The 16,659-nt window shown below is 40.7% G+C and carries 15 protein-coding genes, 1 tRNA gene, 1 rRNA gene, 1 other RNA gene and 1 other annotated feature; of the genes, 4 read left to right on the top strand and 14 right to left on the bottom strand.

What is annotated here, in order from left to right; translation table 11 throughout:
• Positions 1-502: 502 nt before the first annotated feature.
• The 7 genes from M5A78_RS24110 to tadA all read right to left on the bottom strand — a co-directional run bounded on the left by M5A78_RS24110 (position 503) and on the right by tadA (position 5,520).
• Positions 503-766 (bottom strand): pro-sigmaK processing inhibitor BofA family protein, encoded by a 264-nt coding sequence (locus M5A78_RS24110; RefSeq protein ID WP_248737812.1) that lies wholly within the window; start codon positions 764-766, stop codon positions 503-505.
• A 476-nt stretch (positions 767-1,242) separates the two neighbouring features.
• Positions 1,243-1,464, bottom strand: coding sequence for a YaaL family protein (locus M5A78_RS24105; protein ID WP_248737811.1), 222 nt, complete (start codon positions 1,462-1,464; stop codon positions 1,243-1,245).
• A gap of 58 nt (positions 1,465-1,522) precedes the next feature.
• On the bottom strand, positions 1,523-2,119 hold the full coding sequence (recR, locus tag M5A78_RS24100) for a recombination mediator RecR (RefSeq protein ID WP_248737810.1): 597 nt from the start codon (positions 2,117-2,119) through the stop codon (positions 1,523-1,525).
• 137 nt (positions 2,120-2,256) lie between these two features.
• Entirely contained in the window at positions 2,257-2,577 is a 321-nt protein-coding gene (locus M5A78_RS24095) for a YbaB/EbfC family nucleoid-associated protein (RefSeq protein WP_248737809.1), read from the bottom strand.
• 20 nt (positions 2,578-2,597) lie between these two features.
• Complete coding sequence (dnaX, locus tag M5A78_RS24090) at positions 2,598-4,286, bottom strand: DNA polymerase III subunit gamma/tau (RefSeq protein WP_248737808.1); 1,689 nt, start codon at positions 4,284-4,286, stop codon at positions 2,598-2,600.
• Positions 4,287-4,642: 356 nt separating this feature from the next.
• An RNA gene (ffs, locus tag M5A78_RS24085) (signal recognition particle sRNA large type) lies at positions 4,643-4,907 on the bottom strand.
• Between the two features lie 103 nt (positions 4,908-5,010).
• Positions 5,011-5,520 (bottom strand): tRNA adenosine(34) deaminase TadA, encoded by a 510-nt coding sequence (tadA, locus tag M5A78_RS24080; protein WP_248737807.1) that lies wholly within the window; start codon positions 5,518-5,520, stop codon positions 5,011-5,013.
• Between the two features lie 297 nt (positions 5,521-5,817).
• On the opposite strand from tadA, the gene M5A78_RS24075 reads away from it, so the two are divergent.
• The 3 genes from M5A78_RS24075 to M5A78_RS24065 all read left to right on the top strand — a co-directional run bounded on the left by M5A78_RS24075 (position 5,818) and on the right by M5A78_RS24065 (position 8,666).
• Entirely contained in the window at positions 5,818-7,107 is a 1,290-nt protein-coding gene (locus M5A78_RS24075) for a LysM peptidoglycan-binding domain-containing protein (RefSeq protein WP_248737806.1), read from the top strand.
• 204 nt (positions 7,108-7,311) lie between these two features.
• Entirely contained in the window at positions 7,312-7,971 is a 660-nt protein-coding gene (locus tag M5A78_RS24070) for a deoxynucleoside kinase (RefSeq protein ID WP_248737805.1), read from the top strand.
• Positions 7,965-8,666, top strand: a complete 702-nt coding sequence (locus M5A78_RS24065; RefSeq protein WP_248737804.1) for a deoxynucleoside kinase — start codon at positions 7,965-7,967, stop codon at positions 8,664-8,666. Before M5A78_RS24070 ends, M5A78_RS24065 begins: the two co-directional genes overlap by 7 nt.
• A gap of 136 nt (positions 8,667-8,802) precedes the next feature.
• Here the strand turns inward: M5A78_RS24065 and M5A78_RS24060 are convergent.
• The 6 genes from M5A78_RS24060 to guaB form a co-directional block, all read right to left on the bottom strand.
• Positions 8,803-8,895: transfer RNA gene (locus M5A78_RS24060), tRNA-Ser, on the bottom strand.
• Between the two features lie 99 nt (positions 8,896-8,994).
• A complete protein-coding gene (serS, locus tag M5A78_RS24055; protein WP_248737803.1) occupies positions 8,995-10,272 on the bottom strand; it encodes a serine--tRNA ligase in 1,278 nt (425 codons plus the stop codon).
• Between the two features lie 114 nt (positions 10,273-10,386).
• Positions 10,387-10,612 (bottom strand) — a binding site (T-box leader).
• 52 nt (positions 10,613-10,664) lie between these two features.
• A complete protein-coding gene (gene pdxT / locus M5A78_RS24050; RefSeq protein ID WP_248737802.1) occupies positions 10,665-11,255 on the bottom strand; it encodes a pyridoxal 5'-phosphate synthase glutaminase subunit PdxT in 591 nt (196 codons plus the stop codon).
• Between the two features lie 45 nt (positions 11,256-11,300).
• Positions 11,301-12,182 carry a pyridoxal 5'-phosphate synthase lyase subunit PdxS gene (gene pdxS, locus M5A78_RS24045; protein ID WP_248737801.1) on the bottom strand — a complete coding sequence of 294 codons (882 nt, stop codon included), beginning with the start codon at positions 12,180-12,182 and terminating at the stop codon, positions 11,301-11,303.
• A gap of 184 nt (positions 12,183-12,366) precedes the next feature.
• A complete protein-coding gene (locus M5A78_RS24040) occupies positions 12,367-13,677 on the bottom strand; it encodes a D-alanyl-D-alanine carboxypeptidase family protein (RefSeq protein ID WP_248737813.1) in 1,311 nt (436 codons plus the stop codon).
• 347 nt (positions 13,678-14,024) lie between these two features.
• Positions 14,025-15,488, bottom strand: coding sequence for an IMP dehydrogenase (guaB, locus tag M5A78_RS24035; RefSeq protein ID WP_248737800.1), 1,464 nt, complete (start codon positions 15,486-15,488; stop codon positions 14,025-14,027).
• A 106-nt stretch (positions 15,489-15,594) separates the two neighbouring features.
• Between guaB and M5A78_RS24030 the strand changes: the two genes are divergently transcribed.
• On the top strand, positions 15,595-16,536 hold the full coding sequence (locus M5A78_RS24030) for a YaaC family protein (RefSeq protein ID WP_248737799.1): 942 nt from the start codon (positions 15,595-15,597) through the stop codon (positions 16,534-16,536).
• A gap of 37 nt (positions 16,537-16,573) precedes the next feature.
• Here the strand turns inward: M5A78_RS24030 and rrf are convergent.
• Positions 16,574-16,659 (bottom strand): 5S ribosomal RNA (gene rrf, locus M5A78_RS24025); the annotation flags it as partial.

The raw sequence follows: 16,659 nt of genomic DNA, 5'->3' as shown, positions 1-16,659 counted from the left end.
CAGGATCAAACTCTCCAAGAAAGTTGATTAGCTCATAAAAGTTACGTTGGCTTAGTTTCAATTGAAACTAATAATTTTTTGTTTGTTGACGTTTTTGTTTGTTTAGTTTTCAAAGATCAATTTTTCTCTATCGCTCAAAAGCGACTTTATAATCATACCAAGTTATCTACTAAAAGTCAATGACTTTTTTTAAATAATGGCTTGTCGACTTAGTGACGACTTTTAATATATTACAGCATACTAAATAATAGGTCAATACTTTTTTAAAAAAACTTTTTTTAAAAAATTTCATATGTTTCAACTCCCAGCCCAATCAAAGAAATGGTTGATTATGTGCTGTACACCAACATGATAATTGCGGTGTGAGTAAAGCTTAGCTCCATCTAATTGGTAGAGAAGAATGTTTTTATTTCGCTCACATTGGATAATTTGATTCGTTTTTGCATCGCTCCGCCCTTTTTCTTTACAAAGAAAAACCGCTGTTTACCAGCGGCCTATCGATCTAGATTACCCATTGTTGAATAGCTACTAAAGCAAATAAGCCTGGAATTCCCAAAAAACCTGATACAGCTGATGTCGCAAAATTAATAGGTATATGAATTCCATATCGATTACCCGCTACATTCAAGAAAAATAAAAATAGCGCTCCGATTAATAGTTTTATTACCGCTTGGCCAGCAAACCGAACAGGCTTAAAAGGGGTTCCAGAGAATAATAATAAAAGAGCGAGCCCCCCTAGAATGGATATGACGATAATTGGTTCCAAAAAAGCAATCCCCTTTCATAAATCCCTTTACTTACAACCTATGTACAAGTTGTTAAGATTAGACCTATGAAAGAACAAAAGGCGCAAGCGCCCGTTTAGCGGCGTATGGACTGGAGCGCTTTGACTGAGATAAATGTAAACTCGCCGACTGACAAGCCGTTAGGCGAAGACAGAGGTGTAGTTGAATTTATGCGTTCAGAATTTAGGAAATAAATTCTGATTAGCTAAAGGAAACACGAAGAGCGTTAGCGATTCGATGTTGACTTATCGTAGGGAGGAGCGCGAAGTACACTGGGCGCTGGAGCTGGATTCAAATAACCATTTCAAACTATCCACAACAAATAATTTTATAATTTCCTATTCAATAAGAAAAGCGCAAGGCGCCTGGAGCTGGACATTTCTCGAAGTCCAATGTTATAAATTCTTATATTATAAAAAAAGCTCAAGCTCCTTAGAACTTGAGTCACTCAGCATGTTTAGTGCCATAATGAGGTTACATTTCGCTGTTTTGCTTCTCTTAATAGAAAGATATATTTTGCTTCCGCTATTTTTGTTTGGCAAATGACTTCTTCGGAAGGGTCGAAGCTTTTTTCCAGAAGCTGCTTTTCCTGCTGCCAGTGATGTTTAAAATGAGCCAATTGGGCTAAGAGCTTCTCATCAAATTCTTGTCTAAGCCGCCCTTTTCGCCGAAAAAACATAATCAAATCCTCCGGTCCTAATGTTCAGCTTAGCGCCAGGGCGCTGCCGCTTTTAGTCTTATAGTTCCCTCCGGCCCTCTATGGCTTTGGATAGGGTAACCTCGTCTGCATATTCAAGGTCCCCACCCACCGGAAGACCGTGGGCAATTCTTGTTGTTTTAATTCCTGATGGCTTTATCAAGCGGGAGATATACATCGCCGTTGCTTCACCTTCAATATTAGGATTTGTCGCAAGAATCACTTCCTGAACAGTTTCGTCTTGGAGCCGTTTTAGCAAATCCGGGATATTAATATCTTCAGGACCTATGCCGTCCATAGGAGAGATTGCCCCGTGTAATACGTGGTACAATCCGTTGAATTCCTTCATCTTTTCCATCGCGATTACATCCTTTGGATCCTGCACAACACATATTATGCTCTTATCCCGGCGCTGATCCTCACAAATATAGCACGGATCTTGATCAGTTATATGACCGCAAACAGAACAATAGGTTAAATTACGCTTTGCATTCACAAGCGCCTTTGCAAAATCAAGCACGGTATCTTCTTTCATACTTAAAACATAAAAAGCCAGGCGCGCGGCTGTTTTTGGGCCGATACCTGGCAGCTTCATAAAGCTGTCAATCAACTTCGAAATCGGTTCTGGATAATGCATCTCTATTTTTCCTCTCTAATAACAGATAGGGTGCCTGACACCAAGAGATGAACCACCTCGAAGTACCTAAGCACCCCTGCTAGACATATTATTAATCCAGCTCCAGCACCGCTAAACAGGCGCTTCCGCTTTTCTTATTAAAACGGTAAATTCATCCCTTTTGTAAATTGCCCCATTGTGTTATTTGTTAGTTCTTCTACTTTTTTAAGGGCATCATTCGTTGCCGCAAGCACTAAATCTTGAAGCATTTCGACATCGTCCGGATCGACTGCTTCAGGCTTAATGATGACATCCACCACTTCTTTATGGCCTGTTACCACGACTGTTACCATTCCGCCGCCAGCTGTTCCTTCAATCTTTTGCTCACCTAGCTCCTCTTGGGCTTCCGCCATTTTCTTTTGCATTTTTTGCATTTGCTTCATCATATTTTGCATATTTCCCATTCCACCACGCATCATTACTACCTACCTCCAATTAATTAGTCAATAATTTCAACAAATTCAGCACCAAATAATTTCTTTGCCTCAGAAATATGAAGCTCTTCTTCCTTATTAGGACCGCTGTCAATTCCTTCTTCACCATGCTGGCTGTTTAAGAAACTTTCCCGAATGGTTAACCACTGCTCTTCTGGAACACCTAACATCAACAGCCTTTTGTTGGTTAATTTATATAATGCTGTAGAAACCCCTTCAAGAAAATCACTCTTGTCCATAGCCATTTGGCAGAGCATTTCATGTTTAAATTTTAATATAAAGGCATTGTCCGAAGCTGCAACTGGCTCTGCATCATTTAATAAGGCCGCATGTGACTTTATTAAGTTAGCCCGCATTTCGCCCCAATTAGCTTTAAGGACATTCAAATCACTTTTTTTGGCATGTTTTAACACTTCGTTAATTTTTCCTACAGCAGGTTGAAATCCTTTTCTTGATGACCTATGTGCAGATTTTTGCGGCTGCGGCGCGGCTTCTTGCTGAGATTGTGCCACTCCATTTGCCTTTAAATATTGCAGCTCATTTTCAAGGTGCTCAATTCTTGATAGTAATTGCTCGATATCTCCCGATTGTGTTTGTGCCACCTGTTTAACTTCTATTTGACACAGTTTCACAATCGCTACCTCAAGAAAAATCCTTGGATGATTCGTCCATCGCATTTCCTGCTGTGTTTTATTTAAAAGATCGATTAGCTGATAAATTTGTTCAATAGGAATTGTATCCGCCATTGTCCGAAAATCATCATCAAGCAGCACTCTTTCAAGCGATTCTTCAAGATTAGGTGCTGTCTTAAAGAGCAGCATATCTCGGTAAAATAAAATGAAATCCTCAATAAAGCGCGCTGGATCCTTCCCATGATACAATAGCTCATCGAGTGCTTCTAAACCACTTGCCACATCTTTTGTTTGGAACGCAGCAGCTAATTTATTCAAAAACCCTTGTGATACTGAGCCCGTTACCGTAAGCGCATCTTCAACCGTCACCCGGTCTTGGCTGTATGAAATAGCTTGATCTAATAAACTTAACGCATCGCGCATACCGCCTTCAGCCGCTCTAGCAATCATTTGCAACGCTTGCTCATCACAATCAACGCCTGTTTCTTGAACAATTAACTTCATCCGATTCACGATTGACCCTGCTGTAATGCGTCTGAAATCAAAACGCTGACATCTTGAGATAATCGTTAACGGTATTTTATGAGGTTCTGTTGTTGCTAAGATAAAGATGACATGCTTCGGTGGTTCTTCCAAAGTTTTTAGGAGCGCATTAAACGCACTAATGGATAGCATATGCACTTCATCAATGATATAGACCTTGTAGTTGACTGCCGTCGGTGCGAATTTTACCTTGTCCAAAACATCTCTCATTTCTTCGACTCGAGAGTTGGACGCCGCGTCAAATTCTAATACATCTGAAATTGTTCCATTTGTAATCCCGCGGCAGGCTGCACATTCATTACATGGTTCCGAAACAGGTGCACGCTCACAATTAATCGCTTTTGCTAAAATTTTCGCCGCACTTGTTTTCCCTGTTCCTCGTGGCCCGGAAAAAAGATAGGCATGCGATATTTTTTGTTGAAGCAGGGCGTTTTGCAATGTCTTCGTTACATGTTCTTGCCCTACGACATCAATAAATGTCTGCGGTCGCCAAACACGATATAAAGCTTGATAAGCCACGTGACACCGCCCCCTTCAAATTTTTATTCTACCTATTGTCCAGCTCAGGCGCTTCCGCTTTTCTCAAAAGAATAAGAAAGTATCATTTTTACTTCGATAACTGTCTAGCTCCAGCGCCTAGCGGCTAGTGTACTTCACTCTTCTCCCTACGATAAGTCAACATCGGATCGCTCACGCTCTCCGTGTTTCCTTTATCTCAGTCGAAGAGCTCCAGTCCATACGCCGCTAAACAGGCGCTTCCGCTTTTCTCATTATAACGTATCTATTTTGCTTTTTTCAAAGTATATATCGGAGTTCGCAAAAAAACTCATCCCAAGAACGAGATGAGTTAATTTTAAAAGCATATGTAATAACTGCCGTGCACCTTCCTTCGACTGACGCCCATAAGCGTTACTTAAGCAGTTAGCTCGGCCCAGGCACCCCTGCGGCACATGGAAGCGTCCACTTAATGCTGCTTCCTTCCGGACCTGACATGGTTCATGGATTCCCATTGCGCAGGACCCGGGCGTCAACACCACTTACTTAAGGCAGACCCTACAGGACATCAGCCTCAGGAAGGGATTCAGTCTCGCTAGAGCGGATTGCGAGTACAGGGCACCGCTACCTCCCCACCTAGCACGGCAAAGTTGATACCAAAGTTTAATGCGTCTCAATCTGACACCTTTTTAGTATACAAACATTCTCGGAAAAAAGCAATCATAATACACTGTAAATTTTTGTAAGTTCATTTAACTTCATTTTCTCTTTTTACTTGTCTCTCAAGTTTTTTCCGGTCTCTTATTTTTCGAAAAAAATCTGAGAGCAGCTGACCGCACTCTGTTTCTAATACTCCCTTGGTTACTAAACTTTGATGATTAAAGCGCTCGTCCTGTAAGAGATTCATTAATGTCCCGGCACAGCCACCTTTTGGGTCGGTAGCACCATAAACAACTCTTTTGACTCTTGATAAAATAATGGCCCCTGAACACATCGGACATGGCTCGAGGGTGACATACAATGTGGTGTTCTCAAGACGCCATGAGCCTACTTTGCGGCAGGCTTGATCAATAGCTAAAAGTTCAGCATGCGCTACTGCATTTTGCTCGCTTTCCCTTAAATTATGAGCCCTTGCAAGGACTTTCCCTTGGCTGACTATCACGGCCCCAATCGGCACCTCATCCAGCTCTTCTGCTTTTTTCGCTTCCTCTATTGCTTCTTTCATAAAATATTCGTCTTGGTTATATTCAAGTGTCATGTTAAAACCACCGCCTTTTCAAAAAATGGCATTGTTCATTTATTTTGGTTTACTTTAGTTTCTTTTCATTCTAGCCAAAAAGGCACGGCAAATTGCACGTGATTATCAACTGTAGTTTCCAAAAGATTGTATTGCCTCTGTTAATGATCATGATAATCTGAATGCCTTAACGATGATTAAAAATGTTTTAAAGGCTAACATCGAGCCCAGCAATCAAGAAATTTACCAACATTATATCATTTATCCATCCCTGCCCTCATAAAATAGCGGTAGCGTATGTTTGTGGGAGGGAATAGCATGCAAATTCATGTTGTCAAAGAAAACGAATCATTAACGACGATTGCTCGAAATTATCATACAACGGTAAATGATATTGTTGAGGCAAATGAATTGCCGAATCCAAACAATCTTGTCATCGGACAATCCATTGTGATACCGATTGTCGGCCATTTTTATTTCGTTAAACCTGGAGATTCCTTATATTCAATAGCCCAAAAAGTTGGTGTCCCCTATCAAGAGCTTGCCAAAGTTAATCGAATTCCAGCCAATCGTCCACTAACTGTCGGATTCCGGCTCTATATCCCCCAAGCCCCAAAAAGAAATGCCGAATTTAATGCATATGTTGAGCCACGTGGTACAACGGTAGCCCCTGTATTAGAAAACAGTGCCCGCGAGGCCTCACCGTATCTGACATATTTAGCTCCCTTTAGCTTCCAGGCCCGCCGTGATGGCACATTGAAGGAACCATTACTGAATAACTTCCCAACGATTGCGAAAACCAATCGAAATGTCTTGATGATGGTGATTAACAACCAGGAAAATGACCAATTTAACGATGAACTCGGACGAACTTTATTAACTGATATAGCGATTCAAGATAAATTCCTCAATAATATCGTAGCAACTGCGAAAAAGTACGAATTCCGCGATATTCACTTTGACTTTGAGTATTTACGCCCCGTAGACCGTGAAGCCTACAATCGCTTTTTACGAAAGGCGAAGCAGCGTTTTAAAAGCGAAGGCTGGCTAATGTCGACGGCCCTTGCCCCCAAAACGAGTGCAACACAAAAAGGAAAATGGTATGAAGGTCATGATTATAAAGCGCACGGGGAAATCTCAGACTTTGTCGTGATAATGACGTACGAATGGGGGTATAGCGGCGGCCCTGCCATGGCCGTTTCACCCATCGAGCAAGTGAGGAAAGTTTTGGAATACGCCATCACCGAAATGCCCTCAAATAAAATTCTTATGGGACAAAATCTATATGGCTATGATTGGACGCTGCCATTCGTTCAGGGTTCAGTGGCGAAGGCGGTCAGTCCACAGCAGGCGATACAACTTGCCGCAGCCCATCATGTTCCGATTCAATATAACACAAAAGCACAAGCGCCATTTTTCAACTATACAGCTGCTGACGGCAAGCAGCATGAGGTTTGGTTTGAAGATGCCCGCTCCATCCAGGCGAAGTTTGATTTAATCAAAGAGTTAAATATTAGAGGAATGAGCTATTGGAAACTTGGCTTAGCCTTCCCGCAAAACTGGCTGCTAATCGTTGATAATTTTAATGTTACAAAAAGACCAACCTGAAAAATTTATTATGACAAAAACTGCCTAATAACGGCAGTTTTTTCTTATATTTGACATAAAACTCACATCTTCTAAATATTCCATATCCCTTCCTGTAAGAGATTATGATAAAATATTCATTGTGTCATTTAGAAAATGTTAAATTATCCAGTTCATCCTGGTTAAACATAGAAAGTGCAGGCAGTTGGAGAAGGAGGATTTGCAATGGGGGATACACCCTTTATTACCGTTGAAGGACCGATTGGTGTAGGAAAAACATCTCTCGCAAAAGCCATTTCAAAGCAATTTAATTTTGCTTTATTAAAAGAAATTGTTGATGAAAATCCATTCTTGGGGAAATTTTATGAAAATATCGAGGAATGGAGTTTCCAAACGGAGATGTTTTTTCTCTGCAATCGCTTTAAGCAATTAGGGGATATCAATGCCCATTATTTAAGTCAAAGTCAATCTGTTGTTGCGGACTACCATATTTTTAAAAACTTGATTTTTGCTCAGCGATCCTTAAATCTTGATGAGTACAAAAAGTATTACAAGATCTATCAAATTCTTACTGAAGATATGCCCAAGCCGAATGTCATTATTTATTTAAATGCAAGTTTAGATACATTATTGAAACGGATCAAATTAAGAGGGCGCGAAGTGGAAAAGAATATCAGCCCGCTATATCTAGAACAGCTTTCAATGGATTATGAACAAACCATGACGATTTTTGAAAAAGAACATCCAGAAATCCCAGTTCTCCGCTTTAGCGGCGATGATTTGGATTTTGTAAAAAGTGAACAAGATTTAAACTATATTTTCGAGAAACTATCATTATCGTTAAGAAAAACAGCTGGACAAACATATAGAACAGGGGGATGTTAGTGAGTATCGTTATTGGTGGTATGATTGGTCTAGGGAAAACAAGTGTAGCAGATACCTTAAATGCACACTTTAAAAATAAGGGAATCGAAAGTAAAGTGTTTTACGAAGCGGTGGATGATAATCCGATTCTTCCGCTTTATTATGAACTGACACCAGAAGAATTAGATGCACGAAGAATTCCTTTTCTTCTTCAATTATTTTTCTTAAATAAACGCTTTAAAACAGTAAAGGATTGCATTAATTGGCAGGAGCCCCTTTACACCATTCAAGATCGTTCCATTTATGAAGATTGGTATTTTGCTTATGTGAATAAAAGTTTAGGCCGCATATCCGAACTGGAATTTAAAATTTACGAAGATCTTGTTGAAAATATGATGGAAGAGTTGAATGAGCTTCCCAAAAAGGCTCCAGATTTAATGGTTTACTTAAAGGGATCGTTTGATACGGTAATCGACCGGATTATGGCACGCGGTAGAAGTTTTGAAATCAACCCTGAACTAAAGGAGTACTACTTCGAAGTTTGGAAGGGCTATGATGAATGGGTAATGAACCAATATGCGGCAAGTGAAGTGTTAGTGATTGATATGGATAATACGGATGTTGTCAAAAGCAATGCCGATGCTCAAAAGGTTTGCCGTGACGTAGAAGAAAAATTAAATGAAATATTAAATATTGAAAAAGCACATATTGGTTAATCCAATTTGTGCTTTTCTTTTTAATAGAATAGGGGCGGCGCGGTGGATAAAAATTCTTATATTACAAAAAAAATCCGTTACAATGAATGTAACGAATTTTTATCTCCAGTATTTTATGCGCGATTGTATATATTAATGGAGGAGGAAGAGGGATTCGAACCCCCGCGCGGTTTAACCCGCCTGTCGGTTTTCAAGACCGATCCCTTCAGCCAGACTTGGGTATTCCTCCATATCGACAAAAAATAATTTAACATATTTTAAAAACATTGTCAACACTATTATAAAAAATTCCGGTCGGAAACCATCCGGCCGGAATTTTTACATATAGTTATGGCTTGATGACTTCACGATTTCCCATATATGGGCGTAATACAGTAGGAATGACGACACTGCCGTCCTCCTGCTGGTAATTTTCTAAAATTGCAGCCACCGTGCGGCCAATCGCAAGACCAGAACCATTTAATGTATGAACATGCTCTGGCTTGGCCTTGGAATCACGGCGGAAACGAATATTGGCACGACGCGCTTGGAACGCTTCAAAATTACTGCAAGAAGAAATCTCACGGTACATTCCATAGCTTGGGATCCAAACCTCAATATCATACTTTTTCGCGGCCGTAAAGCCAAGGTCACCAGTACACATGCTCAAGACACGGTATGGTAGTTCAAGCAATTGTAGTACACGTTCTGCATCATTAGTCAACTTCTCAAGTTCGTCATAAGAATCCTCGGGCTTTACAAACTTTACAAGCTCCACCTTATTGAACTGGTGTTGGCGGATTAATCCTCTTGTATCACGTCCGGCAGAGCCCGCTTCAGAACGGAAGCAAGCACTGTAAGCGGCAAAGCGAATTGGAAGATCCTCAGCACTTAAAATTTCATCCCTATGATAATTGGTAACAGGCACCTCTGCAGTTGGAATGAGAAAATAATCTTCACTTTCGATTAAAAAGGCATCCTCTTCAAACTTTGGCAACTGCCCTGTCCCCGTCATACTCGTTCGGTTCACCATGTATGGCGGTAATATTTCTGTGTAGCCATGCTCATCGACGTGAAGATCAAGCATGAAACCTATTAACGCACGCTCTAACCGGGCACCTAGTCCCTTATAAAATACAAAACGGCTTCCGGTCACTTTACCAGCTCGTTCAAAGTCTAGCATTCCTAGGTGGTCGGCAATATCCCAATGTGGTTTTGCTTCAAAATCGAAATCGCGTACTTGGCCCCACTTTCTAATTTCCACATTATCATCTTCTGTCTCACCAACTGGCACACTTTCATGCGGAATATTAGGAATGCTCAATAGTAAGAGGTCCAAAGTCTCTTCAACAACCCTTAACTCCTCATCAAGCGTTTTAATTTGGTCACCAACCTCACGCATTTCTTTAATTAAATGGTCGGCATCCTGCTGTTCACGCTTTAAAGCCGCTACCTGCTGTGAAACCTCATTTCGCTTGCTTTTAAGTTTTTCAGATTCGACAATTAATTCGCGTCGTTTCTGATCCAGTTCTTCAAATCGGCCGAGATCTGTTAAGTCTTCCCCGCGATGCTGTAGCTTTTCCTTCACCTCTAAAAAATTTGCTCTTAAAACTTTAATATCTAACATAATGACGGCACTCCTTTTCTTATTATTAAAATTGCATTGAACTTAAATTACTGTCTAGCTCTAGCACCGTAAACGGGTGCTGGAGCTAGACAAACAAAAAACTCCCGCCCCTAAAACAGGGACGAGAGTTACTCGCGATACCACCCTGGTTGACAGCATCCACTGTCCACCTCGAAAAAAATGTAACGGTTACTAACCGAAAGTACTTACTGACCTCTGACCGAGGTGTTCCGCACCTTGCTCGAGGAGGGATTCACAAGCTTCATTCACCGATTCACACCAGCCACCGGCTCTCTTCAAGAATGAGTATCTTGTTACTAGTTCCTCTCATTGCTTTTTCATTATTGATTTGCCTTTTAATTTACTATAATTATGATCAAAATGCAACCATACTATACAAAATGTTTGGCTTTTGCTTCCTTTACCATCTGGGTGAAGTAGGCGGTAAGGCGATGATCTTCCGTTAGTTCAGGATGAAAGGAACAGCCGAGAAATTGACCTTCCCGTGCGGCGACAATGCGGTCATTATGTTTAGCCAGGATTTCAACATTCTCTCCCGCCTCAACGATGTGCGGCGCCCGGATAAACACTGCCGGGAAGCTGGCTGTGACATCTTTAATCGCCAGATTGGCCTCAAAACTATCGACCTGGCGGCCAAAGGAATTGCGTTCAACCTTAATGTCCATCACACCAATATGCGGCTCACTGTAACCAACAAGGTCCTTCGCTAAAAGAATCAAGCCGGCACATGTCCCAAACATCGGTTTCCCCGCATGGGCAAATTCCTTAAGGGCATCCATAAAATCATATTTATCAATTAAACGCCGCATTGCCGTACTTTCCCCACCAGGAAGAATAAGGCCATCTAAATCTTGTAATTCTTCTTTTCGTTTCACAGCAATCGCTTCGACATCACATGCCTCTAATGACTTCATGTGTTCACGGACTGCACCTTGCAAAGCAAGTACTCCTATCTTAACCATAAAAATACTCCTTTTTGTCTAGCTCCTGCGCTTTAGCTTTTCTAATTACCAACCTCGTTCTTGCATGCGTGCTTCAGGTGCCAGCGATGAAATTTCAATCCCTTTCATTGGTGTTCCAAGATCCTTCGAAAGCTCAGCAATCAATTTATAATCTTGGAAATGCGTTGTTGCCTCCACAATTGCTCGAGCAAATTTAGCAGGATTTTCTGATTTAAAAATCCCGGAACCAACAAATACTCCATCAGCACCTAATTGCATCATTAGTGCTGCATCAGCAGGCGTTGCTACACCGCCAGCAGCAAAATTCACAACCGGCAGACGGCCAAGACGCTTGATTTCCAGAAGCAATTCATATGGTGCACCCAAAAGCTTTGCTTCCGTCATTAACTCATCCTCATGCATGCCGACTACTTTACGCACCTGTGCATTCACCTTACGGATATGGCGGACGGCCTCTACAATATTTCCTGTTCCCGGCTCACCCTTTGTACGAAGCATGGATGCTCCTTCACCAATCCGGCGAGCAGCCTCACCAAGGTCACGACAGCCACAAACAAACGGAACGGTATAGTCCTTTTTATTTAAATGAAACTCTTCATCAGCAGGTGTTAATACTTCACTCTCATCAATATAATCGACACCCATTGCTTCAAGTACTCGTGCCTCCACAATATGTCCGATTCTAGCTTTAGCCATTACAGGGATTGTAACAGCTTTAAGGACTTCTTCTACAATCCTAGGGTCTGCCATTCTTGCCACTCCACCAGCAGCGCGGATATCAGAAGGAACACGTTCTAAAGCCATTACAGCTACCGCTCCCGCTTCTTCAGCAATTTTTGCCTGCTCGGCGTTGACAACATCCATGATGACGCCGCCCTTTTGCATTTCAGCCATACCGCGTTTAACGAGATCCGTACCTGTTATCATTTGTTATAATCCTCCTTATAATCTTTTTAATATTAAGAAAAATCGTCTTATACTATCCTAAATCTGTATTAAATCAGTCGGAATAATTTTAATTCCATAAAGACATTAAAGCAACAAAAAAGGATCCCTGTCAAGACAAGAATCCTTCCTTTTGAAACCCAAAATTTTCCAGAGGCGTGTTTTTTTAAAACCAGCCCTTTACAGTTGAAGAAATCCCATGCCCTACATCACCGAAGAAATTGCCGATGCTCCGCATCATTAATACAAACCAATTTGCTTTTTCTACATCTTGAACAGCAATGATATCGACTTGTACCTTTTTCTGCCCTTCTTCTGTTAGGAAACTAACCTTATCACCATTTTTAGGTTCAATTGTTAAGTAGCCAAGTTTTTCACCCTTTTTAATTGGTGCAGTGACTTCGCCGTTTTTATTAACTTTCTTTTTATCCAATACTAGCACTGGTTTATAATTATCTTTTTCGTTGTTCGGAATCACCATGTTTATGGCTGATTTCGTATAAATTTTGACTTTGTCTTCTTTCCCCTTGATTACTGGGATGGTTTTATGTCCCTTTACCTGATAATGTTTAGCAACAAGTTCTTCCTTTGTATAATTGCTAAACGCATAATCTAACATTTTCTTTGTTTCACCAAAACGGGCTTTATAGCCATCGTTTTTACCGCTTGAATCCTTAGCATTTTGGACAACAGTGATAAATCGCTTTCCATCACGGGTGGCTGTACCTGTAAAGCAATAACCTGCAAAATCTGTTGTACCTGTCTTTAGCCCATCCATGCCTTTGTATCCATAAACCAATGATGGCAGCATCCAGTTCCAGTTCTTCATTACTATTCTATCTGTTGTACCCTCACGAAATACTTTCATTGGAGTACTGGCAGTTTTTAAAACATCCGGATATTCATTTATGAGGTGAAAGGCTAACGTCGCAACATCTCGAGGTGACATAACATTTTCTTCGTCAGCTCCTGTTCCTTGTGGCTGCTCACCATGATAATCTTTATTATTTAAACCCGTTGAGTTAACAAATTTAGTATTCTTTAATCCTAATTTTTTAGCCTTTTCATTCATCATTTTAACAAAGTTCGTTTCTGAACCAGCAATTACTTCAGCTAGAGCAATCGTTGCGCCATTTGCAGAATAAATGGCCATTGCTTCATACAATTCTCGGACATTATATTTACCATCACGGCGTAAAGGCACATTAGATAAAGAAGTGGGCTGTGAGATCTTATAAACAAGTTCACTGACGGAATATTCCTGATTCCATTTTACTTTTCCATGTTTCACAGCATCCAGCAAAAGATATTCAGACATCATTTTAGTCATACTGGCAATTCCTAGTGGACTGTCAGCATTCTTCTCATATAAAACCTTACCTGTTTCTCCGTCAACTAAGATTGCTCCATCTGCATTCACATTTAATCCCGCTTCTGCCTTCGCTTGATTTACTCCAGCAAAAAGGCTGAAAAACATGATAAATGCCAATACAATGGCCGTACATTTCTGATAAGAATATTTCTTCACTATAACGCCCTCCAACGAATTTATACACCTTGGTTATTTTAACATAACTTACTGGCAAATCATAGACAGAGCATTGCCCCATCTTATTTCCAATATCGGTCTCTTAACAAAGATCATTTAGGACTTTTTCACTAATAACGTAATGGCGTTACATGCCACCATCTACGATGGAACAACAATTCCTTCAAAGACCCCAGCCTAACTTAATTAAAAGGGGGGATTAGTGCCGTTCTTGCGTGCTCCGCCCCTTTTCCAAGCAAAAACAGAGAAGACGGATCCTCTCTGTTTCAAGGTTATTAAAGAGAATAATTTGGTGCCTCTTTAGTGATTTGCACATCATGCGGGTGGCTTTCTCTTAGTCCAGCACCAGTCATTTTTATAAATTGTGCTTTTGTTCTTAATTCATAAAGATCCTTAGTTCCGCAATAGCCCATCCCTGATCGGAGGCCGCCAATTAATTGATAGATCGTTTCTGCTAACGGACCTTTGTAAGGGATTCGTCCTTCAATTCCTTCAGGTACAAACTTTTTATTGTCTTCCTGGAAATAGCGGTCCTTTGAGCCTTTTTCCATGGCGGCAACCGATCCCATGCCACGATATACCTTAAAACGACGACCTTGGAAAATCTCAGTCTCACCAGGACTTTCGGAAACTCCTGCTAAAAGACTCCCCAGCATAACGGCGTGACCGCCTGCTGCCAGTGCTTTAACGATATCCCCGGAGTATTTTATCCCACCGTCGGCAATAATCGTCTTGCCGTGCTTTTGGGCTTCCGTTGCACAATCATAGACGGCAGTAATTTGTGGGACACCAACACCGGCCACGACCCTCGTTGTACAAATAGATCCTGGTCCAATCCCTACTTTAACGACATCAGCTCCTGCTTCAATTAAGGCTTTCGTTGCCTCAGCCGTTGCCACATTTCCAGCAACAATAGTCAAGTCAGGATATGCCCTTCTTATCTCCTTTACAGTATCGAGGACACCTTTATTATGGCCATGGGCTGTATCGACGACAATAACATCTACATTTGCCTTTACAAGCATATCCACACGGTTCATCGTGTCACTAGTAACACCTACTGCTGCACCAGCTAATAATCTCCCTTGGCCATCCTTCGCTGAATTCGGGAATTCAATAACCTTTTCAATATCCTTAATCGTAATTAACCCTTTTAGTACACCCTCTTCATCCACAAGCGGAAGCTTTTCAATTTTGTAGCGCTGCAGAATTTTTTCCGCTTCCTTCAACGTTGTTCCGACTGGAGCAGTTACTAGTTTTTCCTTTGTCATCACGTCGGATATTTTAAAGGAATAATCTTGGATAAAGCGAAGGTCCCGATTAGTGATAATACCAACAAGCCTTTGTTCGTCCAAATTATTCACAATCGGTACCCCAGAAATTCGATATTTCCCCATTAAATGTTCGGCATCATATACTTGGTGTTCCGGAGTCAGAAAAAATGGATCCGTTATTACCCCACTTTCCGACCTCTTAACCTTTTCAACCTGCTCGGCCTGCTGTTCGATGGTCATGTTCTTATGAATAATTCCTAGACCACCTTGGCGGGCAATAGCAATCGCCATTTCTGATTCTGTTACTGTGTCCATTCCAGCACTAATAATAGGAATATTCAACTTTACACTGGAAGATAATTCCACCTGTAGACTCACATCTCTTGGCAATACCTCAGACTTACCAGGAATTAATAATACATCATCAAACGTTAAACCTTCTTTTAAAAATTTACTTTCCCACATTTTTTTGGCCTCCAGGATTAAAAATTTATTTGTAGGTTATCAATTGGGCAAACTACTGTCAAGGAATAACTATTAGTCTGATTTTTCTGAAAAAGGTGATATAATCTTGAGCATTCCATATTCGGATTGGAAAAACTTCTCCTGTTTTTTCTCTGCAGAATACTCCCAGATTCATTTAAAAAGGTGTTATCAAAAGGGCAGCGTTGAAAATCCAGAACAAAAAAGCTACGAAAATTGTTATACCTTTCTTTATTATCTAGAACATGGCCAAATTTATTATGAGCAGGCAGAGAAGGCCCCGCTTATATTAAAACCAATTCTGCTTTTTTATGGTCTTGTCCATTTAATAAAGGCGTGTATCTTAACCACAGATCCAGCCTATCCTGAAACAACAGCCGTTTTGGCACATGGGGTTTCAACCCGAAAGAAAAAAAAACAAAACTATCTCTTTTTTCAAGATGAAGTTAAAATTCAAAAAAACGGACTTTTCCCCTTCATGTCGGAAAAATTATTCCACATGAAACAATTGGAAGGGGAGAAAGTCATTATGGAGGAATTACTACAGCTTATACCCGAGTTGGATGATTTATTCTTTTTACTTAACGGAAAGAGGACCTTTGCAAAGATTCATTTGCTTAATGAACAATTTGAAATCCCAGAGGCAATTTTAGATCACTACCATATGACAGAAAACCGCTTTAAAGAATATTTTCCCACAAAGTTTAAAAATGGAATCGAATTTACTAACGAAGGGCTTTCCTTTAAGTTAAACGATAAGATTCATTTAGATGTTTCACCATTGAAATTTAATTATGAGGACAAATTCCATGCCATTCCACTTCATAAAAGTAATCTATTCACCCTTCCCGAGCTGCTTATTCACTATCTATTGTTATATAACCTTAGTATGATTGCCCGGTATGAAACGGAATGGTGGAGCGAATTAACGAAAATGATGCCAAATCGGGATTACCCATTTATCGACACTTTCCTTGCTATTACCATGAAAAAAGGTCCCTTTTTAATATATCAATACTTAATGAAATAACCAAAAGGACAATCCTCTCGGATTGTCCTTTACACATGCCTGGCAACGTCCTACTCTCACAGGGGCGCCTGCCCCAACTACCATCGGCGCTGAGAAGCTTAACTTCCGTGTTCGGTATGGGAA

The sequence above is a fragment of the Neobacillus rhizosphaerae genome (genome assembly GCF_937468385.1).
Taxonomy (GTDB): domain Bacteria; phylum Bacillota; class Bacilli; order Bacillales; family Cytobacillaceae; genus Neobacillus; species Neobacillus rhizosphaerae.
Note: the sequence above shows the minus strand (reverse complement) of the source record. Positions and strands in the feature narration are given on the sequence as shown.